Below are 26,529 nucleotides of genomic sequence, written 5' to 3'. Positions count from 1 at the left end.
GCCGCCGTCAGCCTTCGGGGCTGCGCGAGGTGGCGCCAACCGCGACCAACGGCCATTCTGCCGACGCTTCGGCACGCCTGTGCACTTGCTGGTCTCGGGCGAAAACCGCTGTCATTGCTGCCTCGCAGAACAATCGCGACCAACGGCCGCGATGGAGGTTCGTTCCTGTTCCGCCTCCGCACTTGATTGCGGCTCCGGACGGAACGAATGCTCCGGCCGGTGTTGAATCGGCATGTGTGCCGTGGCGTTGCGTCAGTCTCGTTCGGGAGTATCGCGCCTTCACGGCGCCCGCGAAGCTCCGATTCCCGGTTTCATCGAGCCCTGCGACCCAACGCTCCGGAACAGGCCCCCGCCGGACGAGGACTGGGTCTACGAAATCAAGGCCGATGGATACCGCGCGCAACTGCATTTGCACGACGGCGACGCCAAGGTCTATTCGCGCACGGGCCTGGACTGGACCGAACAGTTTTCGTCCATCGCCGCGAACGCGGGCAAGCTCAAAACAAGCAGCGCCATCATCGATGGCGAGGCCGTGGTTTACGGCAGTGGCGGGCTGCCTGACTTCCAGCAGCTGAGGCGAGAGCTCGGTCCGAAGCAAAGCGAGCGTGTGCGCTACCACGCGTTCGATCTCCTCTACCTCGATGGCTACGACCTGCGCCGCGTTGTCTATGAGGAACGCAAGCGTTTGCTGCAGCGGCTTCTGAAGGGCGCACCTGAAACCTTCATCTATGTCGAAGGGATTGAGGCGAACGGGAAGCAGATTCTCGAAAACGGCTGCAAGATGGGCCTCGAAGGTATCGTCGCCAAACGGCTGGGCGAAACGTACCGCTCGGGGCGGCAGGAGAGCTGGATCAAGCTCAAGTGCAAGAAGAGCGAGACCTTTCCGATCGTCGCGTTCGTGGAGAAGCTCGGCGCGCACCCGCGCAAGGTGGCCTCGCTCTACGTCGGGCGGCGCGAGAACGGCAACCTGCTCTATGCCGGCAAGGTCCGCACCGGTTACACCGAGACGACGGCGCGCGAATTGCGCGAGCGGCTGAATCCGTTGATCCGTAAAACTTCTCCGCTGGATGTGGCTGTCAAAAAGCCGAAGGCGACCTGGGTCGAGCCGACCCTTGAGATCGAAGTCCAATATGGCGCGCTGACCGACGATGGCCTGCTCCGGGAAGCCGTGTTCAAGGGCTTTCGCGATGATCTGGCGGTGCGCAAGGTCAAGGCGCCGCGGCTGGTGCCGTCCGTCGCCGGGCGGCGGAAGCTGGGCGTGCCCCGAGAGAACATCCTCCAGCTACTGCCAGATGCGGTCGTGCCATCGAAGGAGGAGCTCGCCGGCTATTGGGCCCGGGTATGGAAGAAAGCCCTCCCGCACCTCGGCCATCGCCCCCTCAAACTGGTGCGCCACGTGCACGGCACGACCTTCTATCACAAGGGGCCGCTGCCGAAGGACATTCCGGCCGCCGTGCACCAGCTCCGTATTCAGAAGCGCGAGGGCGGCCAGGGAACGCGCCTGTGGGTCGACAGCCTGGATGGTTTCCTCGGTCTGGTCGAGATCGGCGCCGTCGAGTTGCACCCGTGGAATGCAACCGTCGAGGACTTCGAACATGCCGACCGCATCGTGATTGATCTCGATCCCGGAGAGGGCGTCGACTGGGATGCGGTCGTCGAGACCGCGCTCGATCTGCGCACCGTGATGCAGCGCGAGGGTTTCGAGACTTGGCCCAAGCTCACCGGCGGCAAGGGAATTCATCTGATGGCGCCACTGGACCAGCCGGTGCTGCACGACAAGGCGCATCGCGTCGCGCAGCAGCTGGTCTCCGCCCTCGCAGGACGCCATCCAGACCGCTACCTCCTTTCTGCGCAGGCAAAGCGTCGCGATCGCATCTTCCTCGATTATCTGCGCAATGGCCGCGGCACCACCGCGATCGGCACCTATTCGCCGCGGGCACGCGAGGGATTTCCGATCGCAGCGCCCGTGACCTGGAAGCGCATCGAAAGCGGGATCGCGCCGGACGCCTTCACCATCGAGAGTCCATTCCGCGTTAAGCCGAGGAGGTGAGCCAGATGTCGGATGCATTCGATCAATGGGTGGAATGGCGCCACAAAGCTCCCGGCGACAGGCGCAGCATTCCTGCCGAACTCTACGCCGCCGTGATGTCGCTGCCAGAAACAGACCGGTCCGACCGGCAGAGGGTGAACGAGGTGGTCCGTAGCCATGATGAAGCCCGCCGCGAGGGCAGAACCGTATGGCTGTACCTCGACTACGACGAAGCCGGCGCACCGCGCACGATGGAGGATCCCGGCTGGGTGAAGGTGTTTGCATCTGCCGACGTCGCCGAGAGGTGGTTCAAGGAAAACGACCCTGAAGGCGTCGCCTGGGAGTACGAAGTGGAAGGCGGTCGGGCCCGAGGATCGGTTTGGCTCTGCTCGCGCGATCCAGCGTCGAGGGCGATCGGAGACCCCGATTGGGCCAAGCTCTTTGCGTCGATCAAAGCCGCGGAAAAATGGCTTGAGGATAACGATCCAATGGGCAAGATTTGGGAGCATCCGGTTCAGGAGTGACGCGCATGAGCGCCTTGGTCGACACGACGGTATGGTTTGCCGCGGCCGCCAAGCGGGATGCTCAGAATGAGCGCGCCAAGTCGATCCTTCGGAGCATCGACCGGCACCTTACGACCGACCTGGTGCTGGTCGAGACGTGGCAACTCCTCAAGGCGCGGTTTGACGGTGAGCTTGCGGAAATCTTCTGGGAACGGCTGCGGGATGCCGGCGTTCGGATCGAACCCGTCATTGCCGCCGATCTAGAAGCGGCTTGGGAGATCAAGAGGAATTTCCCGGAGGAGAGCTTTTCCTTCATCGACCGGACGAGTTTTGCGCTGATGGAGCGCATCGGGATCACCCAAGCAGCTTCCTTCAACCCCGACTTCGCAGCTTACCAACCCGGCCGCGGTCGCAAGAGACCGTTCCAGATCCTGAGCGAAGGCCACGGCCAAACCTTCCTTGCGCTCAAACAAGCGCTCCTTTGAACGCCGGCCCGTTCATGTGAGCCATGACGGCGCGCGCCAGACGGTCTGCCCCTACATCCTCGGCCACGGCGCCGGGGAGGAGCGCGCATTCGCGTTCGTTGTGGAGGCAAGTTCAAGCACGAAGCGTCGGGCGCAAGCCAAGTGGGTCTGCCTTCGGCTGTCGAAGATCGAGGCCGGCGGCCCTCGGCCCGCACCACGGGAAGCTGTTGCCCGAGCGCAACGTCTTCCATGTTCCTCCTTGGAACAGATGTTTTGAGACTCAACCCGCAAACCCAGTTCTGGAATCATCGCGCTACCCGGGGCTGGCAGTGATCATTCCGTAAGCACTCAATTTTCCCGGAAAAATAGAGGCCGCAGGACCGTGAAAGATCCTGCGGCCCTTTCCATCTCGGCGGCGCATCGAGTGTCTTAAGGAGCGGAGAACGCAGAGTGACGACGATCGTGGTCGAGTAGCTCAGCCATTTGGCTTTCGCCCTCACAGATCCGGGGGCGGCTTTCCCGCACCCGGCTCTTCCCGAGGGTAACCCGCGTCATATCCGAGCCTGCGCCCAAGTGCGAGTGATGCGTGGAACGGGCAGACGGAAGCGTGCCGTCAGGGCCTCGAACTCCGATCAGCCCATGCGCCGACTTTTCTGACTGCGCCGTCTCAGACAGTGCAGCCAGCTCCGACGCACTTCGCGGTAGAAGCCGTTGAGCGCTGAATAATTTTGCGGCCTGCCATAGTAGCCGTAGTGTCCACGCAGCACTGCGGCGAACCACTCGTGCTGGGTGGCCAACGACTCGTGCATGAGCCGCCAGGCTTCCTGGCGCAACGCCGTCAGCTTGCGCGTCAGGCGTTTCCCTTCCGTCTTGTGCTTCACGATAAACCGGCCGTCCCGGGTCCGCCCGCAGTAGTGGGTGAAGCCGAGGAAGGCGAAGGTCTCGGGTCGCCGCTCGCCGCGCCGCTGACGCGAGAGGGCCGCAAACCGACCGAACTCGATCAACCGCGTCTTGCCCTCATGAAGCATCAGGCCAAAGCTGGCCAGCCGCGCCTTGAGTGCCAAGAGCATCTCCTGCGCATCCGCCTTGCTCTCGAAGCCCATGACGAAGTCGTCCGCATAGCGCACGACCACAACGCGACCGCGTGCGCAGCGACGGCGCCATTGATGGGTCCAGAGATCGAGGATGTAGTGCAGAAAGATGTTGGCGAGGAGCGGACTGATGCCCGCCCCCTGCGGGGTACCCCTGTCCGTTTCTTGCTTCTCGCCGCTCTCAAGAACGCCGGCCCGCAGCCACAGCTCTATCAGCCGCAATATGCGAGGATCGGCGATCCTGTGCGCCACCATCCGCAACAGCCACTCGTGGTCGACCGAGTCGAAGAAGCTGCGTATGTCGGCATCGAGCACCCAGTTGACGCGCTGGCTCATGATCGCCGTGTGCAAGGCATCAAGCGCCATATGAGGATTCCGCCCCGGGCGGCCAAGCAGGCTGCCCAAACCCGGTTCACAGCCTTGCTGCACCACGTCGACGAGGACTCTCTGCTTCGGGCGTTCGAGAGCAAGGCGGATGCGCAGGAGATGCTCTTGGCGCTCAAGGCGCGGCTGGCCAGCTTTGGCCTGATGCTTCATGAGGCAAGACGCGGTTGATCGAGTTCGGTCGGTTTGCGGCCCTCTCGCGTCAGCGGCGCGGCGAGCGGCGACCCGAGACCTTCGCCTTCCTCGGCTTCACCCACTATTCGGGCGGACCCGGGACGGCCGGTTTATCGTGAAGCACAAGACGGAAGGGAAACGCCTGACGCGCAAGCTGACGGCGTTGCGCCAGGAAGCCTGGCGGCTCATGCACGAGTCGTTGGCCACCCAGCACGAGTGGTTGGCCGCAGTGCTGCGTGGATACTACGGCTACTATGGCAGGCCGCACAATTATCCAGCGCTCAACGGCTTCTACCGCGAAGTGCGTCGGAGCTGGCTGCACTGTCTGAGACGGCGCAGTCAGAAAAGTCGGCGCCTGGGCTGGTCGGAGTTCGAGGCCCTGACGGCACGCTTCCGTCTGCCCGTTCCACGCATCACTCGCACTTGGGCGCCGGCTCGGATATGACGCGGGTTACCCTCGGGAAGAGCCGGGTGCGGGAAAGCCGCCCGCCCGGATCTGTGAGGGCGAAAGCCAAATGGCTGAGCTACTCGACCACGACCGCGTCTTCCGGTCCAGAGGGTCTTGCATGGTCGCGTCTAATCAACCCGTCGAGGCGGCGTCAGGCCGCCTTTTGATTGAGTGGCTTCGATAGCTTCTCAGGTGGAACGACAGTTGGCTTGATGGAGGAGGTCGTCTCGCTGGTCCGGTGGCAATTCGGGCAGTGAAATAAATGCGCGATAGTCTCTGAGCCAACCAACGCCGACCGCGTCCACTTCATTTCCATGTGGCAGTTTGGGCAGATTGGCTGCTCCAACTGATCCCACGCTCGCCTAAGCCGCGGGAGCGCATTCGCTTCTCTCTGTCACCGGCAACGGCCAAGGGTCTCGGACGGTGATGGCCACCAAAACACCGGCAGCAGAAACGTTCCTATTCGAAATGGACCGCTGCGAATTCAACGTAGGCCTTCAAAAAAGGCGGCCTCAGGCGACAACAGACCTGAGGCCGAAGGTTACCTTCCCAATTGCCTCAGGCCTATACGCGAAACGAAGCCCGGGCTCTTGCTCAACGGGTCGCGACGGGCAAGGATCCCTTTGTGGGAACACTGATCGCCGAAATCGGAGCATGGACGGCCACGCACCAAGTCCCATCGCGATCGCAAGCGATCCGCCATCTATTCGAGCTCGGGGCTGAAGGCGAACCAATGAGGGGCGCCGTCGTCCTATCCACAGCAACTTGGTGCGCCAGTCTTGCAATGGCGTTGGCGGCGTTTCTTGGGCGGAGTGTCGGCCACACTGATCATGATTGCTGGCGCGATGGTATCTCGCATCGTCTCGATTAAGTATGCTGATCCGGAAACGAAACGCCGGGAGCTGGAAGATCGCCTCCGGATCTGGTTTCCTTGAAGCACGAGACCGGATTGGCTCGATGGTCGCAGTTCGGCTCGCAATGCGGGAAATGGTGGTCCAGATCGGGCTGAAGGCGAAATGAGCAATACGCAAAAAGCTGGTGTGATGAGCTCTACCCACGGCAATCGGTGGACACCAGCGGAGGATGATCCCTTTCGGAAGATGGCAGAGGCAAACATTTGCCCCGAACTGATCGCGATTGCGCTGAATCGGTCAGTTCACGGTCTCAAGGCCCGCGCCTACGCAATCGGGCTCCCATTGAAATGGTTTAAGCCAAAAAGTGTGAGCACACCGAGAACCTCCCACAAACCAAAAGGGCCGGCTATAAGCCGGCCCTTCCTTACTCAATCGAGGCTCACTCAGTACTTTGCAATCAAAGGACCACCGAACTTGTAGTTCAGGCGGACGAGGCCCATGTCGACATCTTGGCGAATGCGGTCGCTCCCGAACGCCACGCCCGCGGGCGTGGTGAAGCCGATCGTGCGATCGCCGAGGAAGATGTGGTCGTACTCAACGCCCACCGACCAGTTCGGCGCGAAGCCGAATTCCAGGCCGGCACCAACGGTCCCGCCCCAGCGAGTCTCCCACGTGCCGAAGCCAGTAGCGTGCCCGCGCCGGGCGTGCCTGCCGCGGCAAAGACGTCATACTTGTCCCCGACCACAGCGCCACCGCCCTTCACGTAGAACAGCACGTTGTTCCAGGCGTAACCAACCTGACCCGTGATGAGGCCAAAGGCATCAATGCGAGATCGGTTGCGATCACCCGTGACCAGGGCGGTGCCCGGGAAGAGCGTGCTCACGTTATCGCCCCGGAAGTCGGCCCAGTTGCCCTGACCTTCGACGCCGAACACCCAACTGGCCGATTGCCAGCGATAGCCGATCTGGCCGCCAACCGTGCCGCCCGTGGCGTTGTGACAGCCTTCGCCGACCAGAACGCCGGTCACCGGCGTCACGAAGTCCCAGCATTTGTGGCTCGAGCCGCCACCGCCGTTGATGCCGATGTAAAAGCCGCTCCAGTCATAAATCGCGGCGACCATAGGCGCCGGCGCCTTCGTGTAAGGACGAGCCGCCAGATCCGCGGCGCTCGCGGGAACCGACAGCGCCAGAGCTAACGTTGCGGTCGCGGCTGCTAAAAGCTTCTGCATGCGAGTGTCTCCCCACAAAAACGAGTTAAATTGAATCGGTGCGTTGCCCACCTGCAAGCGATGCTAATTCGAGCGCGTGTACGTTGCTGTAGCTGACCTGCAACACTCGCTAGCTAAGACGGGGGGAATTGTTGAAATAGGCTTAGCCAGTTATGCCGGAACTAAATGCCCTCTAGCGTGCAGATGACCACCGCGGCGGCGTCACTCGGCCCGAAGGAGGGCGCGTAGTAGGGGCTGATGCTGCCAAGCAAACCTCTCCGGACAGCGATATTGGACACAACGTGAAAAGGGGTTGCCTCTTTTGAGGCTCGTTGCTCAATCAAATTCAACTTGGCCCAGCAGGTTAAAACAGCCGAGCGCGGGGACCAAGGCCGGGCTGTTCCGCCTGATCACAGACCTGAGCTTGTTGAGTGCGCGGATGGCATAACCGAGCCCCGGCGCATTTGTCAGGCGGCAGAAGGCGATCTTCTTCACATAACCATCGACACACCATGTGGCGCGAGTACCGTTGCGGAAGAAGACGACGTCACCGACGCCGTAGCGTTTCGGCGGCATACCGTCGCCTTCGAGCACGATCGATCCTTCCAGGATCATGATTGTTTCGTCAAACTCATAGTGCCAGTTGAACCGGCCCTCGGTGCACGACCAGATCAGGGTCCAAGCAGTCTTGCATCCGCTCGTCGACAAAACGCGCGAGCGAGCTTCCGGATTTCCTTCAATGATCCACGATGGTTCGATCGGTGAGGGCTCCAGATCAACATCGCAATGCGTCGTGTCGAAAGCTGCGAGCGGCATCGGTCTCACCTCGACTGAACTTGTTTTGCAGTCTGCCGAGTTTTCCCGGCCCTCGCAAAATCCGGTTTTCCGCGGGCGATGTGAAGAGCCAACTTGTCGCAGAGCCACCGGGGGCAGTTTTCGAAAGTGGTACCTCTTCGTATGCAGCCTAGATTCACTTACGTTAATGCCGGGTCGTCGCGCTTGGGTGGACCATCAAGCAAGCCTGCCGCGTAGCGTACTGGCAGGCCTTTGGCCCCAGCGCGCGCCTCCCTGCTAGGAACCTGCCGCTGGGGTCTTCTCACGCAGGACCCGCATAGGCTTACGAGGGTGGACGAGACGATAATCCGCAATCCATCAGAGCCTGCGGCGTCCGGGAAATTCGCGGTCTGCATAGGAAAGAGATCGGTAGCGTCGAACGCGCGATGATCGACAAAAGAAGCGGCCAAGTGAAATACGCCGTTTTGAGCTTCGGCGGTTTCCTAGGAATAGGTGACGACGACTATCCGTTGCCGTGGCAATCGCTCACATACGATGAGAGTCTCGGCGGCTACGTCACTAACGTTACGGAGGACAGATTAAAGGCCGCGCCTAAGTACAGCGACGAAAGTAGCTGGAATTGGTCGGATCAAAGTGAGAGCAAGGTGAACAAGTAATACGGGAGCACATGTCATGTAAGTTCCCGGAGGACCGTCGAAAGCCGGTCCTCTTCTTTCTCTTGGTGGGGGGACCCCAACATCCGGCGGCGAGGGCATTCTCCGACGAGCACGCGTTGAGGACGGACTACCGTACGCCGTAGCGCGCGAATTCCTCGCCGATGTCGCTCCGGATAACTTTCGCGGCCGCGACATCGGCTTCTCCCGAGGCCGTCTCGCCTCTGCGGATCTTCGCCCGGCCACGGCCATATAGCGCTGCGGCAAACCCGGGGTCGATGCGCAGTGCGGCGTCGTAGTCGGCGATGGCCGCGTCGGTCCGACCGGCCTTCAGGTGGGCGAGCGCGCGGGAATCGTAGGTCGCGGCCGTATGCGCGCCCGACCCGATCGCCCTGTCGCAGGCTTCCACCGCGCCTTGCGGGTCGCCCGTGCTCGCCCGGATCCAGCAAAGGCCGCTCCAGGCCCCTTCGATGTCGGCGTTCAGACGAGTCGCCGCGGCGTAGTCGCTTTCGGCGCGTACGAGATCGCCCTTCTTCAGCCAGACCTCGGCGCGGTTAACGAAGGCGCCGGGGTAGGCCGGCTGGAGCGCGATGGCCCGGTCGAAATCCTCCATCGCGGCGTCGTAGTCCCCTGTCCTCAGTCTCGCCGCGCCGCGGTTGTTGACGGGCTTGGCAAAGCTCGGATCAATGTCGATGGCCGCGTCGAAGTCGGCGATGGCGCGGTCGTAGTCGGCCTTCGCCGCGTAGGCGATGCCGCGGTTGTTGTGGGCGATGGCCATGGCCTGCGGCCCACCACGGCCGCCTACGATGAAGGCTGAACAGGCCTCGATCCTGCGGTCGGGCGATGAGGTGGCGTTGCAGAGCTCGACGTTCCGGAATTGACCTTCCGGCTTCTGCGCCGACGCGGGGGCGACCAGTAACAGGATCATCACCGGCGCCGTCCCGAAGACCTTCAGCATCCCCGGCAGACGCCGAGCGCGCGGTCGGCCCTCCGCTGCCGGGGAGGCGCAACAGCCGGACCGGCCTTCCGCTTCATGACGGCGTCCTTGCCCTCCTCGATCAGGGTGGCGAACTTGACCGTGCCGTCGTCCGAGATCTCGATGTGGGGCGTGGTGCCCCGGATCCCCAACGTCGCCACCGGCGTGTCCACCTTCATGCTTCCGGTCTTGGCGACGCTGCCGGCGACGAAGGTGAAGGTTCCTCTGGTCAGGCTGATCAAGGTTGAATTGTCCTTGCCGTCCCGATCGTAGACGAACTCGTTCATTTCCATGCTGGCGTTGCTCGACAGGCTGAAGGAGCTGCCGTCGGCGAAATTGATGCCGAGGCGGCCGTCGGCGCCGGTCCTGACGACGTCGCCTCGATAGATTGGGTCGCCGACCTTCGCGCTGGCCCCATCGTCGGACAGTCTCGCCTGCACAACCGCGGCATCGATATGCTCGATCGTTGCCTTGCCAGCGACGGTCACCACCTTGCCGATCGGCTTGACGTCCTGCGCCCGAACCGGCGCAAGCGGACACGCCACCGCCACGAGCAAAAGGCCCAGAAGTCCTGCAATCGTCCTTTGTCCGCGCATGCGGCCGCTCCCGTCAGTTGAGAGCCCGATCCACCCCGGCGCCAATGTTGCCAGAGCCGCGCCCGGCGCACCATATCGCAAAATGTGACTACCCCTTTTTAGTCAAGGCGGACGGCGGTCCTGACCGCTCCGCGCTAACAAAAGAGCGCATTTGCGCGTACTGAGTCGACGTTGCGGTGCAGGGGCCTCGGGAACAAAACCTACTTTGGGGGTCGATCCGGAAACCTCGACGGGTTGACTCATGCTAGATCGATCTCTTCGGCGGAACCGGCAGTATGCGAGGCGTTCAGGATGTCGCTCGCAATCTTCAACGGTCTTTGGCCGGTGCCGGACCGACGCACTCCGCCGTCCGTCAGCGGCCGCCGCGCTGTGGAGTCGACCGTCGTCGCGGGACTCGGATGGGCCGGAGGGCTGTCCTTCGTCGCGTTGATCCTGTCGGCGGTGAAAGAAGCGTCGGCGGCTGATCCCGATCTCGCCGTGTTCGACGACGCCTCCATCACCTACAAAGGGTTCGAGCATGGCACCTTCGAACTCGTCACGAAGGAGGCGGTGCCGCGACACATCATCGTCGACGATCCAGGGCAGACGGTCGTCCTGAGCAACACCGGATCGTCCGTCAGCTTCGCGCAGATCGGCAACAACGCGTCACGGATGGAGGACCTGCAGCGCCAGCAGCAGGACGTGCTTGCCAACTACTCGAAGGACCATGGGCCGGCCGGATCCGGCACGCCTCCGGGCGAAGCGGTTGATGAGGCGCCGCAGCCGATCGATTTCCAGGCGCCGGACGGGCCCAGTCCCCAACATGCCCTTCCCGGGCTGGTGGTGCCGGCCAGCATCGTGCCGGATGGGCCCTTGATCCATTCGCCACCGACACTAACGCTCGGGTCGGGCCCGGTCGAGATCGACACAGTCGCGTTCGATAAGTTCTCGGCGAGCAGCGGCAGCTTCTCGGCCACGAGCTTCGGCTCCGGCACGACGCCGACCTTTGGCATCGCGGGCGGCGCGGTCGGCCCCTTCACCGACGCGGGCGCAAGTTATGATGTCGAGAAGGCCGGCTCGTTCGGAATCCTGTACTTGAACAGTGCGACCGGCTCCTACGCCTACGTACCGAACAACGACGCCATCAACGCGCTGAAGGCGCCGAACGCCGACAGCTTCATAATCACGGCGTCCGACGGCTTCGCCTCGGCGAGCCAGACCTTCACGATCGACATCGCCGGCACCGACGACGCGGCGGCGATAAGCGGTGAGACCGGCGGATCCGTCGCCGCGATCGCCATGACTGCCGCCGCAATCGCGGCGGCGGCCATGGCGCACGACGTCCCAACCGCGACCGGCAAGCTCGCCGACACCGATGTCGACGATCCGGCCAACACGTTTACGGCGGTGAGTTCTCCGCAGGCCAGCGACAAAGGCTATGGCAGCTTTACGATGACGTCCGATGGGCACTGGACCTACGCGCTTGATTCCGCCAGCGCCGCGGTGCTGGCGCTTACAGCGCACCAGACCCTGACCGACACCTTCACCGTGACCACGATCGGCGGCACGCCGCAGGTCGTCACGATGACCATCCAAGGCGCCGACGATCCGGCCGTCATCTCCGGGGACACGCATGGTCGCGTGGTCGAAGCGGGCGGGGTCCACAATTCCGCGCAGGGCGTCCCAACCGCGGGCGGCCTTCTGACCGCGACCGACGTCGACGGCCCGTCGAACGCGTTCGTTCCCGTCACATGTCCAGAGCCGAGCGACCACGGTTACGGCAGCTTCACCATGACCGCGGACGGGCACTGGAGCTTCGCGCTCGACAACGGCAATTGCGCGGTGCAGGCGCTGAACGCAGGTCAGTCGCTCACTGACGATTTCACCGTGAGGGCCGCTGACGGCACGGCACAGACGGTAACCGTCACCATCGAGGGTGCCAACGACGCCGCGGTCGTCTGCGGCGATATTTGCGGACGCGTGACCGAGCCAAGCAACTCCTGCGAGCCGCCGCCACGCGCCAGCGGCACCTTGTCCGACAGGGACGTCGACAATCCCGACGACACCTTCACGGCCACGACATGCCCGCAGGCGAGCGACCACGGCTACGGCAGTTTCACGATGACCACCTGCGGCACGTGGACATATGTGCTCGATCCCGACAACCCCGCGGTCCAGGCCTTGAGGTCTTGTGACGCGCTGACCGACACCTTCACCATGACCACGATCGACGGCACCCCCCAGGTCGTGACCGTCGTCATCCAGGGCGCTGACGACCATGGCTTGCACTACGGGGCCGAGTCCGCGTTCCATTTCGAGGCAGGTGCGGAACAGCAGCATGCAAGCCTGGCTGCCCCGGCGGACGCTTCCTCGGTCCCCGTCGCTGCGCTCGATCCGGAGCACGATTCCGCCGCGGCCGGATGGTCCCACGATGCAACATCGGAGGGGTTGGCGTTTCGGCGAGCAGCAGGCTGCTGGCCACGAAGGAAAGCTACCCTTGCAACACGATCTGATCCTTTAAAAGCCGCCGACGTGTTGGTCGCGTCTGGGCGGATTGGTCTTTTCCGGAGGCGCTCCTATGGCTGCGCCCATCGCATTTACAGACCCGCACCGCCATCAGCTGCACGGCCGTCGAGAGGCATGAATGGGCGCTACTTCACGTCCGTCCCAACCACGATGAATGAGTCATTGTAACCTCCAAGGTCATCCTCGGAAGGCGACAGGAGCAGCACTTGCAGAATTCCCGATGTCAGTTCCGGTCAAAACGCAGAAAACTCAACGTGAGAAAATCTGCCTTTCGGACCGAACGACTGCTTGGTCCGCATATGCCGCGCATCGTCTCCTTCCGAGAGTCGCCGCGGCATTTGCCGCGCCCCAGAAATTGGACCCCCCTATGGTGTTACCTATACGCATTTTGCAATTGTGCCGCGTAGCCCCTGAATCTAAACCTCTCAACGATCCTGCGAGACAGAAATTTGCCTCGCGGTCGGGTTTGGAGTTTTATTTTTGCGATGGAGAGCTTCCGCAGCTGAACTGAATTTCGGAGCGCGTAGCGTAGGCGGATTTAAACAAAGTTTGAAGCTGCCGCCCTGTACCGCTCGAAATGCCATGCAGCGGATGTTTCGCGGCCGGCTACAGTGATGCTTCCCAGCGGAATTGGTAACCGACTTCTGGCAGCACTGCCGGCGGCGGACCTCGATCTGCTGGCACCAGAGCTAGAGATGGTCGCGCTCGATCGGGATGCGGTCGTCTCGCGGGCGGGTGACCAGACCGAGCACGTCTTCTTCCCTCATAGTGGCGCCATTTCGGTGATGATCGATATGGCGAACGGGCAGACAGTCGCCAGCGCCGTAATAGGCCGCGAGGGAGCAGTAGGCACTCTTTCCGTGCTGGGGCCGTCCCCTGCGGCCGTTACTGCCATCGTTCGAGCCGCGGGCGCCGCCTCGCGAATCCCGGCATCGCGATTCCACAGCGCATTCAGCCGGAGTCTCGCGATCCGTCACGCTGTCCAGATTCACTTCAAGGCGATGCTGATACAGTTTCAAGTCGGCGGAGCCTGCAATGCGCTGCATCCGGTTCAAGCCCGCATGGCACGCTGGCTGCTCCATCTTCGCGACCGCATCGACGACGACGTCCTCCCGCTCACCCAGGAGGCGCTTTCGCAAATACTGGGTGTGCGACGAACGACGGTGACGCTCCTGATGCGCAACCTTCGCGCTTCCGGAGCGATCAGATCTGTACGGCGAGGCGAAATCGAGATCGACCAATCGCGGCTCGCAACGGTGGCGTGCGAATGCCGCGATACCATGCGCGTCGGAGTCGAAGAGATCTTCTCTATGAATGCAGCCTCATCTCGGGTTTGATCGTGCCGACGCAGTAAATGAAACGGACGATGCTAGTCGTTTGGGCGCGGCTCAATGCCTGGAGCGGGATCTCCTACCTAATGTCCGCTTCGGATCAATCGCGTCATTCTGCGTGCGTGCCAACGACTTCTACCTTGATAAGCAGACATTTTGAGAGTCCCTCCGCATATCTCAAGGGACAAAGAGGGGTAGGACGAGAAAGCCTGGTCAAGCAATTTTAGCGAGCTTGAGATATGGCGGCCGTCTCTTGGCTTAGTCGCGGAGCCGGGGTAACATCGGGAGCCACTTATCTCGGCGGATAGAACCAATGCATCGATTGTTTTTGGTCTGCGTTGCCGTTGCCTGTCTTGCGGCGGCCCTCGTCTTCCGTCCCTCCGAAGCGAATGCGGTGTTTTGGCGCGGCATCACCGCGCCGACGAATATCGACATCCACGGCTGGCCGATCATCAAAGAGCCTCCTCCAAGCCCATGCCAGTGGATACGGGTGAGCGGTGGCTACTGGGTACGGCAATGCATTTACTGAGCGAGCGAACCGCATCAGTCGGCGGGCACGCGGTGATCGGCTGCGTCGTGGCCGGGATCTCGTTTGGCGGATTCCGCGCATATTGGTGCTGACGGCGGCATTTGTAATGCACCTGCAAGACCTCACGTTTGATGATTGGCTGGAGCACTCATTCGGACGCGAGGTTCGCGTGCAACAAGCGCCTTGGTACTTCGATCCTGACCATGATTGGTGGGACCCTCGGCCGATGAAGGCCGTATCTTACCTCACTCGACTGTTTGAAGAACCAGAGCCTGCCTTGCAGGGGTTTGCCGATAACCAAATTGCACAAGGCTTGACTTACCTGGTAAATACAAGCGCAAGCGGCGATAACAAATGGCTTTGTTCAACTGATGTGCCGGTTAAGCATCGGGTCCGCTGCGTGAGGTCTATCGCCACTCTATATTTGCTCAATTATTTGAGCCGCGTTGCACTCCACGTTTGTCTCACCTGGGCGAGGCCGACGCAGGTACTCTAAACTGTGTTTGTTATATGTGGTGGGATGCGTTTCTGAGCTGCTGCCGGTTTGATGGACACCAAGATTGGGTGTTTTATCAAGCCGGAGGTAGGTCATGCAGAGACGGAAGTTCAGTCGAGAGTTCAAAGTCGAGGCGGTCAAGCTAGTCAGGGAACGAGGGGTGTCGGTGGCGCAAGCGGGCCGCGACCTTGGCGTCCATGAGAACGTGCTGCGCAAATGGGTGAAGGAGTTCGGCTCCGACCCTGTGCAGGCCTTCCCTGGCCACGGCCAAATGAAGCCTGAGCAATTGGAGATCGAGCGGCTGCGGCGCGAGGTCACAAAGCTGAAGGCGGAGCGGGACATCCTAAAAAAGGCCGCGGCCTACTTCGCGAAGGAAGCGACATGAAGTTCGTCTTCATCGCGAAGCACCGGAACATCTGGCCGGTGGCATGGCTATGCGAAGCAATGGGCGTATCCCGGTCGGGCTTCCATGCCTGGCTGAACCGATCGCCCAGCGCCAGATCCCGAAGCGACGAGACGGTAGGCCAGCAGGTCAAGGCAAGCTTCCTTGCCAGCGACCGGACCTACGGCGCACGGCGCGTCTGGAGAGACCTTTTGGCAGACGGCGTCGAATGCGGCCTGCACCGGATCGAGCGGCTGATGCGCCTGCAGGCCTTGCGGGCGCGACCAAGGCGCCGGCGCCTCCCGAAGGACGACGGCGATCGCCAGGTCACGCACGTGCCGGCGAACCTTCTGGATCGTCAGTTCGTGGCCGAGCGGCCAAACCAGAAGTGGATCGCCGACTTTACCTACATCTGGACCGCGGAAGGCTGGCTCTATGTGTCGGCAGTGATCGACCTGTTCTCGCGACGGGTGGTCGGCTGGTCGATGAGCGCCAGCATGACGGCCCAACTGGTTGCGGACGCCCTTCTGATGGCCGTCTGGCGGCGTGGCAAGCCGGATGCCCTGATGCATCACTCCGATCGTGGCAGCCAATACGTCAGCGAACAGTTCCAGCGCCTGAGCAGAGTTCCGTAGTTTCGCCTGAAATCGGCGTTGAGCTTGGCAATCTTCGAAAGCTCACACGATGTTTGGAATTCTTCCGCCATTGGCGCGCTCCTCATTCGATCAGGAGCACCTCATGAACCACTGTTTTGCCAGCGTGAACCGGCGGCCAAGCTTCTGGTCCGACGAAATCATTTCCCATCCTCGGCGAAATCACCGCGAAACAGAACTGTTCGAGTTCTAGCTGCGTTCGAATGGCGGGGAGTCCAACATGCTAGTCCTGATGAACCTGATCTGGCGGCGCGTTGCTTACAGGATCCTGGCCGGCATGCGGTCCAAGCTCGTCAGGCAATGACGAGAACAGGCCCGGCGGGGTGAACCGGCGGGCACCTCATTCGCCGCCTCGTCCTCAATTGAGAATTCCACACCCAGAAGCGCAGGAGTTCGCGCACGTTCCGCAGCGACGGCGGTGGTTGCCCTAATCTCTCCGCCGCTCAGCCCGAGCGTCGATATACAACACCGACGCGAATGTGACGGCTAAAGCCAAAACGGCAATTCCGCCAGTAACCAAAAAGCCTGCCACCATAGCGGGACGAGTATTCCTGTGGGTCTCGGGGCGGCAATTCACGTTGTGGTACAAGCCTGAAACAAATAGGCAAAATGGCGCGATTGGTCACGGATGTAGCGCCTCGGTTACAGCATTTGCCGATTGGAGTTGCTACCTCTGCGCGGTCAGCGGAGGTCCCAGCATGTCAGCCGATTTCGCTCAGAGCCGCAAATGGAACGAAGACCGCGCGAAGGTGGCACCAGATCAGGCCCGTAGGGTCCATCCTCATCCGCCCACTTCCAATGTGGCCGAGGCGGCAAACTCTGCGGACCCTCCTTCTGATTACGTGCCCGGTAAATGGACCTGGGGGCCGGCGAGGTCTTCGAACGAGTGGTAGAGGACCTGCGACGCACAGAATGCTCTCGTGCTTCAGCTCGGTCAGACTACTGTTCGTGTTCCTCAGTTCCGATTAGGACGCAACGAGTACGCTACTGAACCTCAGACGACTCCGTCATGACTGTGCCCGGGCCACACATGCGATTTGGTGCAAGAGCGCTATCCACCTAGCCTAATCACGCGACGCTACTCAGCGACTCTCAAGCCCGTCACAAGCGCTGTCCGGTTGCCCGCTGTATTCAGCGGTGCTTCACTCTGGCGCCGGCGTGGCCTCCTCAAGTCCGCCGGCAAAGGGCGGCCCCGATGCTTTTGCTCCCTTTCGCGATCGGGGCCGTTCTCATGTGCGCCCCACATGCTTTGCCAGCGTGAACCGACGTGATTTGGTTGCCTACGCGGCGGCATTGTTCTTTGCAGAATTGACTGTGTCACCGAAAAATCTCAGGGGACCATCTCCGCCGCGGCTTCTTAACGGGTTTCATCTCGCCTGTGCTTTCGGCCTGGGCGGTCTCTTCATGGCCACACCTTGCGCACCGAAACTCAATTTGGGGCGACTGGCTTGGCCAGACGGGGCGGATGAAGTTGGCGGGCATCGGCCAAGCATGACAGTTAGGGCAATGTCGTAGGACCTGATCTGGAGAGAGCACGGGCATTATCTCCCAACAGTCTGGAGCGCCCCGTTGATTGCCAACAATGCATTTTTCGGATCGTTCCGGTAAAAACGGCCCCTGCGTCGCGGAGGCGCAAGGGGCGCCGCTGAGGGCGGCCTGTAGACGTGGACGGCGGGCAGATTTGAAATCTGCGGCAGCATCGCGAGATAATCCAATTGCCGCCGACATCCTATGCAGATGAGGGTTGGTGCAGCACTCCCTGCCTGATCGCCCCGCGGCATTGTCCGCCAAAAGTGAGGACTGTAGTCCCATCGGCTGGCGCTTACATCTTCGGATGACTACAGGCACATCGGGTCCAAAAGAAAACCCGCCAACCTTGCGGTCAGCGGAAGTTGGCCGAAGCAGCCGACCGAGGGCCGGCCGCCCCTGTAGGATGGCACGAAAGCCCGCCAGCGTGAACCGGCGCGCCCGTGTTGTCATCGCCTCAGCCGCCGCCGATGCGTCATCAACCATTGCCGGTCGCGCTTTCGATGGATCTTGCGCCTGCGCTTCATTGGTCACGCTCCGCCAGTATGTGGTTGATCTTGGCCGTCACGATCGCTTGGTCCTCGGGCGAAAGCTGGTTGTACTTGGCCACAATGGTCGCGGTGCTCGGTACAGGTGCCCAAGCAGTCCGCCGCATCGAGATCGCGCTGAAGGCGAAGCCTGAAGGCTAATTCCGTCAGAAGCACATACCTGTCGGCAAGGTCGCGCCGTCGCTCGGCTGCTACTTCCAGCGCCTTGTAACCTCCGCTCCGCTGGGCAAGACTGTCCACATTTCCAGACAGCCATTTCTCGGGGTACTGCGATGCCCAAGATACTTGAAGACCTATTGTGGTGTGCCGCTCTGGCCGCTTGGTTGATGCTTCTCGGCAGCTTCATCGTGGTAGCGCTGCGGCCCTTTGCGAAGACAATCCGCCAGCGAGTCCATATGAGACCAAACTCGAAATAGAAGCGAAGTTGAGCGAGCAGTTTGGGCCGCCCAGGAACGTTTCGGTTCGTGGCGAGTCTTACGGGCGCAATCGGTCCCTTGTGTTGTGGATCGATCAGATGGAAACAGCAGTCGCGTACGCGATTTCAATTGGAATTGTCGGCTTCGGCGCCTGCATCCTCGTTGCCGGCCTCTACTCCAGGGCGCCCGCTTTTTGGCTTTGTGTCGCCTTCGTCCCCGTTGCAGTCGGCGTCTGGAGCGCTTGCAGCAGCATTTAGCTGGCCCCGATCATGGACCTGACGGCGATCGAACGCGACTTCCTGAACCGCCTGGCTTCGGAATCCTGGACCAGCCCACCATTGTTTGACCATGAGCTCATCGCCCGCTTGGTCGAGCTGGGGCTCGTCGAGGCCGACCCCCTAGGCTCGGGCGAAGTCGAATACACCATTACCGCGGCAGGCCGCGGTGCCTTGTCCTGATCCTGCGCTAAGTGGGGAAAACCGGCACTAGGTCAGTTGCCCTGCATTTTCCGAATCGGCGCTCCATGTGCTCTCGCTTCCAGTTTCATCCTGCGCGGATGCACCCGTGAGCCATTTCGTCTCGATACTTCTGCTTGCCCTCAGCCTGACCCTGACCTTGTGCATGGGCGTTGCAGCGTGGCGCCAGTCGAACAGCAGAGACGTCGATATCACTGCCACCATTCCGCATCGGGATTACGGCTGGCGCGCGAGGCCGAACAACTGAAGTCCTTGCGCTCGCCCGTCGGTTGCGTCAGTTGCTCGCAACAATCGGGAGGACCAGGGGTGGCAGTGGACTGGCGCGAATACGCGAAAGCCGTCGAAAACCAGCTCGATCAACTGAGACGCGACCTGGAGCCACTCGAATCCGGGAGAATGAAGCTCGGTGAGCGCGAAGGAAGCGGCGCCCGGCGAGACGTCACTCAGGAGGCTATCGATCGCAACAAGTAGGTAATCGCGACGTACGAGGCGATCCTAAAGGACGTCCGAGAGAATCGGATCAAGGACTGACCGGGCCCAGCGGGCTGGCCTGTCCACCTCCAATCGCCTGAGGGCATTTGCTGTGCCTCAGGACTGCTGGGCCCGGCGCTTCCATCGTCTAAGGCAATCCGCTAAAGATTCAGAATGCGTAAGTCAGCGAAGCGAGCTGTCACATGCTTCGCGGTTCCGGTTTTTCTGTCCTGCTCATGCTCGGCCTTGCGATGCCCATCACGGACGTTATGGCCCAGAGTTCAGCGAGGCGAGGTGCCGTCGGAGGGCGCCGCGGCGCGGCAGTAGGGGCCCGCCACGGGAGCTGCTGTGGGAGCCCATCGCTGGCGTCATGGTCGTTGTTGGGTGCGCGCCGGCGGTAGATCGCATCCCGTAGCCTCTCGCTACTGCGGGTGACCAACACTCACGCACTTGCAATTCGCGGCGGCCTCAGCGCGAGGGCAAGGGCAAGCTGAGCCGGCGGGTTCGCGCCGGCGCGGTTCGCTGCGCTGAACTGGGCCGCCTAGCAACGCAGCGGCAGCTGCACTGGTATGACCTGCCGAGTGATGTGAATGGGCTTACGCCAAAGCCTACCCAACATCAGATCGGCGCGCTCAAGAGCTGCCGATCTGGCTGCATAAATACAACTGCCACCGTGCCCATGGTGGTATAGACTCACAAACCCCGATCAACCGACTTGGTTTGACCAGGGACAACCTCTTGAGGCTCCACAGCTAGGCGCTTCAGAACCGAACTCCATCCCATTCTCGCGTGGCGCGCCGGTGGCGTCTCGCGCAAGAGGTGTTAGGCTGGGAGCAATAGGCGCAAGCGATGAGCGATGAGGCAAAAGACGCAGGCTTTGTGGCGCTGATCAGCGGCATTCTGGGCGGCAAGCGTACGGAGCCGCAAGCTTCCGTGAGCCGCATCCGCTCGCTGAGCCCGCGCCGAAAGCGCCGACAAGCCCGCCCGCAATCGCGCCCCTCGCCCCGGAGATACCGCCAAAGCTCCAGGATGAGTCCATGGCTGCGGTAGCGCCGGCAACGAAGCCGACCGCCCGCATATCGGTCGGCGGTCCCGACGAAAGACGAGCGCGATTGCCCGCTGTGGCGATCGCCGATCTCGTCCCCAGTGAGCTCCGCAAACTGGATGGCTTTCCGAGATCCGGAGTTTCGATCACCATTTACGGATACGGCAATTGGAACGCCATGATCAGATTCGCGCCGTTCTCGACGACATTCCAGAACGCTGCACGGCTACGTCAGGCTCTGCCGGACATCGTGTTCAAGCTCCGTCAATACGTCGATCTCGAGACCTAGGGCATGCCGGCGGCCGTCAAGAGTTGGCGGCCTTTTCACTTTCAGAGAGCGGCCGCGAGATCGCCGTGAACTCTTCCGCCATCTCAACCGGCGCCGCGCCACTCATAGCAAACCAAGTCACCAGGTGGTCCCCGCCCTCAAGCAAAAACTCGAGACTTTGCAGGTCGAACTTATGGGAAGGAGGCCCTCGCGCGCAGGCATCGTGCCGAGTTTGAGAGAGGATGGGAGCGCACCAACAACCTATTGGCCGAACTGCTCAACTCAGCACGGAAATTGGCGGAGAAGGCGGCGCTGCTTGAGGGGAAGCTCCACGTTAGCACAGCTCTGGCGGCGCCGGCTGGTCGACGCTTTCTGTCTTGCCTTACCACAAGAAGACTCCAACGTGCGTGAGATCGCCGGCGCATTTCAGATCGCACAATTGAAGCCTCGGCCCTCCACGTTTGGACGCCATGTCCACATCGCCATTGGGAGAAAAAGAGCCCCATGGACTGCCGGGTCCTCCTAGGCAAGCACCGTGCCTGCTATGTGGGCTGCTTGACGCTTGCAATCGTGGTTGGCGCTTGCGCGCGAAAATCCTATCGACCGTGGTTCTTGACCGTAGCTTTCAACGAAAGGCGTAAAAACTCGCATCACTGCACCGCGATGTGGCGGAGTGGATATCCTCTGGCTTTCGATAATTGGAGATTATCGACAGACGGCGCGCAGTCCGGGGGATGAAGCTTGTCAGCCGAGACTCCGCACGATTTGGTGGCCCGTCACCTCGAACAAGCTTTACTTGCCAGTTTGCCGAATCCGGTTTTCGCGAGGCGTGTGAAGAGCCCACTTGGCTGCAACCCGATTGGTTTAAGAGGTACCTCCTCCTAGACTGGACAAATTCACTTAAATCAATGCGCGGCTTTCGATTCTGGTGGATGATACGGCCGAGCCTGCCACCGCCAATTTCCGGCAGGCTTCTGGCCCCAGCGCGCGCGCCCCCTGCTAGGAACCTGCCGCTGGGGCCTTCTCACGCTTGCTGTCTCAGCTCACACATTGGCGCCGCAAGGACTCCTGACTACATCGGTCGCATGACCGCCATCAGGATCCGTAAGCACGAGGCCGTGCCCGACACCGGCAGTTTCGAGGTTTATTTCAGCGACGGCCGGGCGAGCATTTTCGTCTACTGGGACGACGTGCCGAGCCGCCGGCTACACCCCGAAATCCTGACCCGCGCGCAGGCCCTGGAAGAGGCGCGGTAGATCGCGCGGCGCGAGGGCGGGACGAGCTGCTAGACCAATAGACCGGTGGAGGCAGCATCACCCTGAGGGAGAATTGGTACTGTTCGGGCCGGTCAATGTGCGATGCACTCGCTCAGCCTGCTCTCTCGTCAAATTCGCCGCCAAGTCGAAGTCAGCTCCGATCAATGCCGGGCCCTTGCGCTCCCGGTCGTAGACCATCCAACCTTTTCCACCTGCGCGAATAATAAATCTGCTCTGCGACGGCACATGGTCATTCACGATCAACACCCCGATCTGCACGTGGAGCGCGCAGCGAACCCCATTCGCCATGCAACCTGCATTTGCATTTGTTAATCTAATCGGGAAAAAGTAGAAAAGGTTGCGCCGCACCCTATCGGCACCGCAGCGCCAAGGCGGAACGACAACGGTGACGATCGATTAAGAAGGCGTCAGTCGGAGTTGTTGCGTATGCGTCCGTCGCCTTCAATGGTGCCGCGCGATCGCCTCGACCGGAATATCTATCTGGTCCTGGAAGACTTCGGCGCCCGCGCCGGCTGTGCCTGGCGCGAGACGGACGAGCAGGACACCGACCTCGAGACCGTGATCCGCGACCTGATCTCCGGACAATATGCCTACCCGGTGCGGATCGTCGCCTTCAACGCCATCGAGGGCTGGGCGAGGGAAGCGACCGCCGAGGTCGCGACCGCGGTGGCACAACGCGCCGACGAAGAGGCCGTCGACATCTCGGCGGCGCTCGATGCCTTTATCACCGCCAAGACGCGGGCGACACCAGGCGACAGCTCGCCCTGCCCTTGCGCACCCGGCCCTGAGAGTCCGCCCACGACCCCCAGTCGCACAGGCAGTGTGCCGTCAGTCGATCGAGGCGGCTTTCTAAGACGCAAGGGAGGGTTTTTGGTTTGTATTTTGCCACGGCTTGGAGTGCTCATGCTCAGCAATCCACTTGACCGCGTCGGCTTCCGTAATAAAGCCCTTGATTGCTTCCGTTTCGCCATCGGGCCACAGAATATCGACACCCCAGCCAAGTCCGGGATTTTTCCGAGCCATGAAAGTTGGTCGCTGCTCGAGCACCGGCGGAGTATGCGCCTATGGTGCCCAGGTTCAAGCCAGCTGTCCTGCCGCAATCAAATCTCCCACGGTGCCCTGCGTCCGCCCCGCCAGGCCGGGGCGCAGCGTCTAAGCCACGACGCGCAGTAGCTTGCGCACGTGCCGAGTGCGCTCGTTGAGCGCGACGCCGCTTGGTCATCCAAGGTTCAGGAAGGAACGGCTAACGTCGGTTCCGGGGATGGGCTCCGCTGGAGTAGGATGGATGAAATTCAAACTTACACTTGCCGCACTAACCGTTCTCGGTGGGACAGTATTCTCAATTGCAACGGCGTCGGCAATGCCGGTTGCTCCGCTGGGACAAGTGAACATCGCGAACGTTGAAACAGTAGCCCTGGTGTGCGGTCGGCACGGATGCGTCCGAACTCGCCCGGTCTATCGTCCTGCCTATCGCCGCGGCGTAGTCGTCGTTCGTCGGCCCTATGCCCATCGATACTATCGGCGCTACTGATTCAGGAGCTTCGTTCAGGGGAAAAGCTCCGCCCGCGTAAACCGCCGCACAGAAAGAGGCCGCCCAACTGAGGCGGCCTTAACCTTGTGTTCCGCAGCGTACACATTCGCGTTCGCAATGTGTTCCGAGGCCGATTAAATACCTTGATCTATCTCAAGGGTCGGTACGAAACGAAAACACGCTGCCCTTTGCAGCTACCTCGGCGGCTGCAATCCCGTTGACTTCAGCCAATCAGTCATGTGAGCGCCAGTATTGGCTAGCCGGGCCTTCCTAAGAAGGGCCTCGCGTTCTGGGCCTGCCGGTAATCCGCTGGCCTGCTCTTTGAATTTTTGCCGCCAGATCTGCCAGTCGTTCCTCAAGAGAGCGGGTTTGCTTCGACTTGCGGTGCTCCGTCATGGTGCTTTCCTCAGCCGTTAGGATCCGAAACGCACAAAAGGTAAGTTCAGTTCCAGGCAAGGAACGAACTTGCGCCGACTCTGTACGCCGCGCCTGAAAAGCCGGGGATCTTCTTAGCCGCTATTCGGAGCGAGAAGCTTCGCGCCGGCAATGGAAACGGCCCCAGCTACTGGCGGCGGCTGGGGCGGTGGGGATCCTTGAGAGCCGGAGCGTAGGTCAATCACGTGTATCGTCCCAGTTCCTAAGACTCGTATAGTTATTCCAAATTCCCATCTTTTGCCCATGCGTATGGCGTACGAGCTCTGCCTGGCGACCGCCGCCAAGCAGGTCCCGTCGGGACCGGACTGGATCCACGAGGTGAAGCATGACGGCTATCGGATGCTAGTCATCCGGGAGAACGAGCGCGCGCGGCTGCTGTCGCGCAACGGCACCGATTGGACCAAGCGCTATCCATGGATTGCCGAGGCCGCGCTGAAGAATCGGCAGAAGCATTTTGTGATCGACTGAGAGGCCGTGCTTTTGGGGGTCGATGGGGTATCCGACTTCAACGCGCTGCACTCGCGCAAGCACGATCGCGAGGTCCAGCTTTACGCCTTCGATGTGTTGGCGATGGGCGGCGACGACCTTCGCGACCTGCCGCTGCATCTGCGAATGACAATTCTACAGCGCCTCTTATCGCGGCGGCCGGACGGGATCACCACGGCGCCATTCGAGCGGGGCGATATCGGCCCCGATCTATACCGTGCGGCCTGCCGCATGGGCCTAGAGGGCTTGGTGTCGAAACACCGCGATCGCCCCTACCGCGGCGGACGGCAAAAACATTGGGTCAAAGTGAAGAACCGGACGCATCCAGCAATGTCGAGAGAGCTATGATGTGACCTATTCGCCAGCGAACTACAGCGCGGCCCGCACACTAACGAGTCCTTCAAACTATGTTCTGGACCGGAGAACTACGCGGGTATAGTTGAACTTCCGGCAAGGAGATTAATGGGGTCCTCCGGTGAAGTTGCTGACCGAGTACATCGAGCGTGCGCTGCAATTGGAAGCGCTCGCCGAAGGGGAAACGGACGCCAAGTTCAAGGCTGATCTGCTGAAGCAAGCAGACTCCTACCGCAAGCTGGCCGCAAAACGTGCCGCGCAGTATGGGATGCCTCCACCGAGCCTTCCCGAAAAACCAAAATAGAGTCCAGTCCCACGGTGATGCGTCAGAACTTCTCAGCGATCCGCTGTGCTCGGCGGTAGAGGCCCCATAAGCCGATCACGAGAACCGCCCCATCACCGAGGACCAGCAGAATTGAGGATTGCTTGCAGCATCCGAATCACTCCCGCGCGTGAACATGAGAATGGACCCCGGGCAGGAAGTCGTCAGAGCAGGATGGCAATTTACTGCGTCGGCCGGCGGGCAGACGACCATCAGGGCCGGGGCTGCAGTCCTCTCACTTTGGCCGGCGGCTTTGCGCTCCTTGTGGCCCCTAAGCGGACTTCGACCGAACCCCTGCGGCCTTGTCGCGGCGGCTGATTGCGGGCAGACTGGTATGGCATGAGAGGGCGAGCCATGCAGCGCCGGCTTGCAGCAATTTTAGCGGCGGATGTGGTCGGCTACAGCCGGCTGATGGGCGCTGACGAGATTGGGACTCTCAATTCCCTCAATCACACCGCCGCGAACTGGTCGACTGCGGCATTTCCGAGCACCACGGCCGCATCGTGAAAACCACCGGCGATGGGATGCTGGTGGAATTCGCGAGTGTCGTGGATGCGGTCGCCTGCGCGGTCAGGATCCAACGCAGCATGGTCGGGCGCAACGCTGGCATCCCTGTGGAACGGCAGATCGTGTTCCGGATCTGGATCAACGTCGGCGACATCATCATCGATGGGGACGATATCTTCGGCGACGGCGTCAACATCGCGGCACGCTTGGAAACGCTCTGCGAGCCGGGCGGCGTATGCATATCCAGGGCGGCGAACGACCAGATCCGCGACAAGCTGTCGATGGCTTTCGCCGATCTGGGCGAGCAGGCCGTAAAGAATATCTCGCGTGCGGTCGGCGTGTCCGGGCTCACCGCCAAGGACATTGAGGCAATTCCGGACGCCGCCACGTTGATGTGCAGCATCTCGCCAGCGCGGCGCGCTGCCTCGAGATCCTGGCGCGCAGCAACACTGCTGGCGGCGGCCCCACAGCGACAAGGGGCGGTGCTGTGCATGTCAAGCCGGCGAGGCTCGAGCCGCACCCTATCTGAAGTGTTGCAGGGGCAGTCCGCTAGTGAGGCTTCCGCCGCAGCGCGGTTTTCGTGCGCCTTTGCGGCGGCCTTCAGGTTGACGACTGTCTTGAGCTTTGTCGGTTGCTCGATCGGCGGTATTTCGACGCCGAGCGGTGGCGCCCTTCAATATCTTGTCCACTACTTCGTCGCCTTTGTAGCTAGCAACGACCGTTCAGGAGGGGACTTCCTGGAAAGCGCCTCGCGATTACCCGCTCGCTAGGTCAGGTCGCGCAGGCCAGATCTCGG

The 26,529-nt window shown here is 61.5% G+C and carries 21 protein-coding genes and 5 pseudogenes; 20 read left to right on the top strand and 6 right to left on the bottom strand.

The annotated features are described in order from the left end of the window. The first annotated feature begins 232 nt into the window (after nt 1-232). The 3 genes from ligD to AB8Z38_RS30160 are packed head-to-tail and all read left to right on the top strand — an operon-like array spanning nt 233 to nt 3,017. On the top strand, nt 233-2,050 hold the full coding sequence (ligD, locus tag AB8Z38_RS30170; protein ID WP_369721282.1) for a DNA ligase D: 1,818 nt from the start codon (nt 233-235) through the stop codon (nt 2,048-2,050). Between the two features lie 5 nt (nt 2,051-2,055). Continuing rightward, complete coding sequence (locus AB8Z38_RS30165; protein ID WP_369721281.1) at nt 2,056-2,553, top strand: hypothetical protein; 498 nt, start codon at nt 2,056-2,058, stop codon at nt 2,551-2,553. Nucleotides 2,554-2,558: 5 nt separating this feature from the next. Continuing rightward, on the top strand, nt 2,559-3,017 hold the full coding sequence (locus AB8Z38_RS30160; RefSeq protein ID WP_369721280.1) for a type II toxin-antitoxin system VapC family toxin: 459 nt from the start codon (nt 2,559-2,561) through the stop codon (nt 3,015-3,017). Nucleotides 3,018-3,628: 611 nt separating this feature from the next. Here the strand turns inward: AB8Z38_RS30160 and AB8Z38_RS30155 are convergent. After that, a complete protein-coding gene (locus tag AB8Z38_RS30155) occupies nt 3,629-4,624 on the bottom strand; it encodes a reverse transcriptase domain-containing protein (protein WP_369721279.1) in 996 nt (331 codons plus the stop codon). Nucleotides 4,625-4,760: 136 nt separating this feature from the next. Here AB8Z38_RS30155 and AB8Z38_RS30150 point away from each other — a divergent pair, with 136 nt between their 5' ends. Next, the gene (locus AB8Z38_RS30150; RefSeq protein WP_369721278.1) at nt 4,761-5,090 is read left to right on the top strand and encodes a hypothetical protein; all 330 of its coding nucleotides are present in this window, start codon (nt 4,761-4,763) and stop codon (nt 5,088-5,090) included. 1,300 nt (nt 5,091-6,390) lie between these two features. On the opposite strand, the pseudogene AB8Z38_RS30145 reads toward AB8Z38_RS30150, so the two are convergent. Together AB8Z38_RS30145 and AB8Z38_RS30140 are read right to left on the bottom strand one after the other, a co-directional pair. Next, a pseudogene (locus tag AB8Z38_RS30145) lies at nt 6,391-7,175 on the bottom strand (outer membrane protein). A gap of 315 nt (nt 7,176-7,490) precedes the next feature. Beyond that, nucleotides 7,491-7,970 carry a cupin domain-containing protein gene (locus AB8Z38_RS30140; protein WP_369721276.1) on the bottom strand — a complete coding sequence of 160 codons (480 nt, stop codon included), beginning with the start codon at nt 7,968-7,970 and terminating at the stop codon, nt 7,491-7,493. A 335-nt stretch (nt 7,971-8,305) separates the two neighbouring features. Between AB8Z38_RS30140 and AB8Z38_RS30135 the strand changes: the two genes are divergently transcribed. Beyond that, nucleotides 8,306-8,605, top strand: coding sequence for a PRC-barrel domain-containing protein (locus AB8Z38_RS30135; RefSeq protein ID WP_369726642.1), 300 nt, complete (start codon nt 8,306-8,308; stop codon nt 8,603-8,605). Between the two features lie 127 nt (nt 8,606-8,732). Here the strand turns inward: AB8Z38_RS30135 and AB8Z38_RS30130 are convergent, their stop codons facing one another. Both AB8Z38_RS30130 and AB8Z38_RS30125 read right to left on the bottom strand, forming a co-directional pair. Then, nucleotides 8,733-9,560, bottom strand: a complete 828-nt coding sequence (locus AB8Z38_RS30130; RefSeq protein ID WP_369721275.1) for a tetratricopeptide repeat protein — start codon at nt 9,558-9,560, stop codon at nt 8,733-8,735. Beyond that, the gene (locus tag AB8Z38_RS30125; protein WP_369721274.1) at nt 9,554-10,174 is read right to left on the bottom strand and encodes a FecR domain-containing protein; all 621 of its coding nucleotides are present in this window, start codon (nt 10,172-10,174) and stop codon (nt 9,554-9,556) included. Before AB8Z38_RS30125 ends, AB8Z38_RS30130 begins: the two co-directional genes overlap by 7 nt. 291 nt (nt 10,175-10,465) lie before the next feature. Here AB8Z38_RS30125 and AB8Z38_RS30120 point away from each other — a divergent pair, with 291 nt between their 5' ends. The 11 genes and pseudogenes from AB8Z38_RS30120 to AB8Z38_RS30070 all read left to right on the top strand — a co-directional run bounded on the left by AB8Z38_RS30120 (nt 10,466) and on the right by AB8Z38_RS30070 (nt 22,886). Continuing rightward, entirely contained in the window at nt 10,466-12,847 is a 2,382-nt protein-coding gene (locus AB8Z38_RS30120) for a VCBS domain-containing protein (protein WP_369721273.1), read from the top strand. A gap of 446 nt (nt 12,848-13,293) precedes the next feature. Then, on the top strand, nt 13,294-14,016 hold the full coding sequence (locus AB8Z38_RS30115) for a Crp/Fnr family transcriptional regulator (RefSeq protein ID WP_369721272.1): 723 nt from the start codon (nt 13,294-13,296) through the stop codon (nt 14,014-14,016). A 307-nt stretch (nt 14,017-14,323) separates the two neighbouring features. Then, entirely contained in the window at nt 14,324-14,539 is a 216-nt protein-coding gene (locus AB8Z38_RS30110; RefSeq protein WP_369721271.1) for a hypothetical protein, read from the top strand. Nucleotides 14,540-15,129: 590 nt separating this feature from the next. Next, nucleotides 15,130-16,037 (top strand): annotated as a pseudogene (locus AB8Z38_RS30105) (IS3 family transposase); the annotation flags it as partial. Nucleotides 16,038-18,830: 2,793 nt separating this feature from the next. After that, complete coding sequence (locus AB8Z38_RS30100; RefSeq protein WP_369721270.1) at nt 18,831-19,019, top strand: hypothetical protein; 189 nt, start codon at nt 18,831-18,833, stop codon at nt 19,017-19,019. Nucleotides 19,020-19,125: 106 nt separating this feature from the next. Next, the gene (locus tag AB8Z38_RS30095) at nt 19,126-19,284 is read left to right on the top strand and encodes a hypothetical protein (protein ID WP_369721269.1); all 159 of its coding nucleotides are present in this window, start codon (nt 19,126-19,128) and stop codon (nt 19,282-19,284) included. A 59-nt stretch (nt 19,285-19,343) separates the two neighbouring features. Further along, on the top strand, nt 19,344-19,508 hold the full coding sequence (locus tag AB8Z38_RS30090) for a hypothetical protein (RefSeq protein ID WP_369721268.1): 165 nt from the start codon (nt 19,344-19,346) through the stop codon (nt 19,506-19,508). Between the two features lie 588 nt (nt 19,509-20,096). Further along, nucleotides 20,097-20,264: pseudogene (locus AB8Z38_RS30085) on the top strand (IS481 family transposase); the annotation flags it as partial. A 281-nt stretch (nt 20,265-20,545) separates the two neighbouring features. After that, on the top strand, nt 20,546-20,842 hold the full coding sequence (locus tag AB8Z38_RS30080) for a hypothetical protein (RefSeq protein ID WP_369721267.1): 297 nt from the start codon (nt 20,546-20,548) through the stop codon (nt 20,840-20,842). Nucleotides 20,843-21,906: 1,064 nt separating this feature from the next. After that, complete coding sequence (locus tag AB8Z38_RS30075) at nt 21,907-22,077, top strand: hypothetical protein (RefSeq protein ID WP_369721266.1); 171 nt, start codon at nt 21,907-21,909, stop codon at nt 22,075-22,077. 447 nt (nt 22,078-22,524) lie between these two features. After that, a pseudogene (locus tag AB8Z38_RS30070) lies at nt 22,525-22,886 on the top strand (hypothetical protein). 61 nt (nt 22,887-22,947) lie between these two features. Here the strand turns inward: AB8Z38_RS30070 and AB8Z38_RS30065 are convergent. Further along, nucleotides 22,948-23,121: a hypothetical protein gene (locus AB8Z38_RS30065; RefSeq protein ID WP_369721265.1), complete on the bottom strand. Its 174-nt coding sequence runs from the start codon at nt 23,119-23,121 to the stop codon at nt 22,948-22,950. A 1,186-nt stretch (nt 23,122-24,307) separates the two neighbouring features. Here AB8Z38_RS30065 and AB8Z38_RS30060 point away from each other — a divergent pair. The 4 genes and pseudogenes from AB8Z38_RS30060 to AB8Z38_RS30045 all read left to right on the top strand — a co-directional run bounded on the left by AB8Z38_RS30060 (nt 24,308) and on the right by AB8Z38_RS30045 (nt 26,503). Beyond that, nucleotides 24,308-24,898 (top strand): annotated as a pseudogene (locus AB8Z38_RS30060) (DNA ligase). Between the two features lie 127 nt (nt 24,899-25,025). After that, a complete protein-coding gene (locus AB8Z38_RS30055; RefSeq protein WP_369721264.1) occupies nt 25,026-25,208 on the top strand; it encodes a hypothetical protein in 183 nt (60 codons plus the stop codon). Between the two features lie 372 nt (nt 25,209-25,580). Then, a complete protein-coding gene (locus tag AB8Z38_RS30050) occupies nt 25,581-25,733 on the top strand; it encodes a hypothetical protein (RefSeq protein WP_369721263.1) in 153 nt (50 codons plus the stop codon). Beyond that, nucleotides 25,730-26,503, top strand: a complete 774-nt coding sequence (locus tag AB8Z38_RS30045; protein WP_369721262.1) for an adenylate/guanylate cyclase domain-containing protein — start codon at nt 25,730-25,732, stop codon at nt 26,501-26,503. The genes AB8Z38_RS30050 and AB8Z38_RS30045 overlap by 4 nt, the downstream gene beginning before the upstream one ends. The last annotated feature ends 26 nt before the right edge of the window (nt 26,504-26,529 follow it).

The organism is Bradyrhizobium sp. LLZ17, assembly GCF_041200145.1.
In the GTDB taxonomy this organism is placed as follows: domain Bacteria; phylum Pseudomonadota; class Alphaproteobacteria; order Rhizobiales; family Xanthobacteraceae; genus Bradyrhizobium.
The sequence above is the reverse complement of the archived record's forward strand: the minus strand, read 5'-3'. Positions and strand labels throughout refer to the sequence as shown.

Coding starts and splice junctions, on each gene's coding strand:
- AB8Z38_RS30155 (WP_369721279.1), bottom strand. CDS start 4,624: ATGAAGCATCAGGCCAAAGCTGGCCAGCCGCGCCTTGAGCGCCAAGAG.
- AB8Z38_RS30080 (WP_369721267.1), top strand. CDS start 20,546: ATGGCTGCGGTAGCGCCGGCAACGAAGCCGACCGCCCGCATATCGGTC.
- ligD (WP_369721282.1), top strand. CDS start 233: ATGTGTGCCGTGGCGTTGCGTCAGTCTCGTTCGGGAGTATCGCGCCTT.
- AB8Z38_RS30130 (WP_369721275.1), bottom strand. CDS start 9,560: ATGCTGAAGGTCTTCGGGACGGCGCCGGTGATGATCCTGTTACTGGTC.
- AB8Z38_RS30160 (WP_369721280.1), top strand. CDS start 2,559: ATGAGCGCCTTGGTCGACACGACGGTATGGTTTGCCGCGGCCGCCAAG.
- AB8Z38_RS30125 (WP_369721274.1), bottom strand. CDS start 10,174: ATGCGCGGACAAAGGACGATTGCAGGACTTCTGGGCCTTTTGCTCGTG.
- AB8Z38_RS30065 (WP_369721265.1), bottom strand. CDS start 23,121: ATGGCTCGGAAAAATCCCGGACTTGGCTGGGGTGTCGATATTCTGTGG.
- AB8Z38_RS30115 (WP_369721272.1), top strand. CDS start 13,294: ATGCTTCCCAGCGGAATTGGTAACCGACTTCTGGCAGCACTGCCGGCG.
- AB8Z38_RS30075 (WP_369721266.1), top strand. CDS start 21,907: ATGACCGCCATCAGGATCCGTAAGCACGAGGCCGTGCCCGACACCGGC.
- AB8Z38_RS30110 (WP_369721271.1), top strand. CDS start 14,324: ATGCATCGATTGTTTTTGGTCTGCGTTGCCGTTGCCTGTCTTGCGGCG.
- AB8Z38_RS30140 (WP_369721276.1), bottom strand. CDS start 7,970: ATGCCGCTCGCAGCTTTCGACACGACGCATTGCGATGTTGATCTGGAG.
- AB8Z38_RS30165 (WP_369721281.1), top strand. CDS start 2,056: ATGTCGGATGCATTCGATCAATGGGTGGAATGGCGCCACAAAGCTCCC.
- AB8Z38_RS30050 (WP_369721263.1), top strand. CDS start 25,581: ATGCAGCGCCGGCTTGCAGCAATTTTAGCGGCGGATGTGGTCGGCTAC.
- AB8Z38_RS30120 (WP_369721273.1), top strand. CDS start 10,466: ATGTCGCTCGCAATCTTCAACGGTCTTTGGCCGGTGCCGGACCGACGC.
- AB8Z38_RS30100 (WP_369721270.1), top strand. CDS start 18,831: ATGGACCTGACGGCGATCGAACGCGACTTCCTGAACCGCCTGGCTTCG.